The following is a 1,694-nucleotide window of genomic DNA, read 5'->3' on the forward strand; positions in this document are numbered from 1 at the left end:
GGCGTGCACTGCCTGAAATACGGGCTCACAGCCAACAATGTGCTGGGCATCGAGATGGTGCTGATGAATGGCGAGGTGGTGCGGCTCGGCGGCAGCCATCTCGACCAGGAAGGCTACGACCTGCTCGGCGTCATGACCGGCTCGGAAGGCCTGCTCGGCGTCGTCACCGAGGTGACGGTCCGCATCCTGAAGAAGCCTGAGACGGCACGCGCGCTGCTCATCGGTTTCCCAACCAGCGAGCAGGGCGGCCAGTGCGTCGCCGACATCATCGGCGCCGGCATCATCCCGGGCGGCATGGAGATGATGGACCGGCCGGCGATCCACGCCGCCGAGGATTTCGTCCATGCCGGCTATCCGCTCGATGTCGAGGCGCTGTTGATCGTCGAGCTCGACGGGCCGAGCGTCGAGGTCGATCACCTGATCGGCCTGGTCGAGACGATCGCCTACGAGAACGGCTCGACCACCTGCCGCATCTCGCAGACGGAAGAGGAGCGGCTGAGCTTCTGGGCCGGCCGCAAGGCCGCTTTCCCGGCGGTCGGCCGCATCTCGCCGGACTATTACTGCATGGACGGCACCATCCCGCGCAAGGAATTGCCGCGCGTGCTGGCCGGCATGCGCGACCTCTCCGAGAAATACGGGCTCGGCGTCGCCAATGTCTTCCACGCCGGCGACGGCAATCTGCACCCGCTGATCCTCTACGACGCCAACGTCCCGGGCGAGCTCGACAAGGCCGAGAGCTTCGGCGCCGACATTTTGCGGCTTTGCGTCGAGGTCGGCGGCGTCTTGACCGGCGAGCATGGCGTCGGCGTCGAGAAGCGCGACCTGATGCCGGAAATGTTCAACCAGATCGACCTCGACCAGCAGATGCGCGTCAAATGCGCCTTCGACCCCAACCATCTGCTCAACCCCGGCAAGGTCTTCCCGCAGCTGCGCCGCTGCGCCGAGCTCGGCCGCATGCATGTGCATCGCGGGCAGCTGGCGTTTCCGGACATTCCGAGGTTTTGAGTGGATATGGCGGCGCTTGAGCACCCCCCTCTGTCCTGCCGGACATCTCCCCCGCAAGGGGGGAGATTGGCAGCTTCGGCGCGCCGCCTTCCCGCCGACGTTGGAGATTGGCGAAACCCTACGCGACGTCTGATCTCCCCCCTTGCGGGGGAGATGTCCGGCAGGACAGAGGGGGGTGCGACGAAACGCAGCCTATCTGTTTTGCCCCGCCTCGCGGGGGCGAGGAACCAGGTGCTCTCATGACCACCTTCACCCCATCCACTTCCGCCGAAGTCCTCTCCACCGTCCAATGGGCGGCGGCGGAGGAAACGCCGCTGGAAATCCTCGGCCATGGCTCAAAGCGCGGCATCGGCCGCCCGCTGCAAACCGAGCACACGCTCGACCTGTCGAAGCTCTCCGGCGTCACCCTCTATGAACCGGCCGAGCTGGTGCTGTCCGCAAGAGCCGGCACGCCGCTTGCCGAAATCGAGAAGCTGCTCGCCGAAAACGGCCAGCAATTCGCCTTCGAGCCGATGGACTATCGTGCGCTGCTTGGCGGCGAGCCGGGCAGGGGCACGATCGGCGGGGTGCTTGCCTCGAACCTGTCCGGCCCGCGGCGTCTCAAGGCTGGCGCCGCGCGCGACCATATCCTCGGCATCGCCGCCGTCTCGGGCCGCGGGCAGGACCTTGAAGGTGACGTCGGTCAGCAC

Annotated in this window: 2 protein-coding genes; both read left to right on the plus strand. The window is 66.6% G+C overall.

Translation table 11 applies throughout. The features are described 5' to 3' along the window. On the plus strand, window positions 1-1,005 hold a 1,005-nt coding region (locus EOA29_RS35535; RefSeq protein ID WP_127222328.1), incomplete at its 5' end, for an FAD-linked oxidase C-terminal domain-containing protein. Between the two features lie 239 nt (window positions 1,006-1,244). Then, window positions 1,245-1,694, plus strand: a 450-nt coding sequence (locus EOA29_RS35540; RefSeq protein WP_127222329.1) for an FAD-binding protein, incomplete at its 3' end; no start/stop codon positions are given.

The organism is Mesorhizobium sp. M1E.F.Ca.ET.063.01.1.1 (assembly GCF_003998155.1).
Classification (GTDB): Bacteria; Pseudomonadota; Alphaproteobacteria; order Rhizobiales; family Rhizobiaceae; genus Mesorhizobium.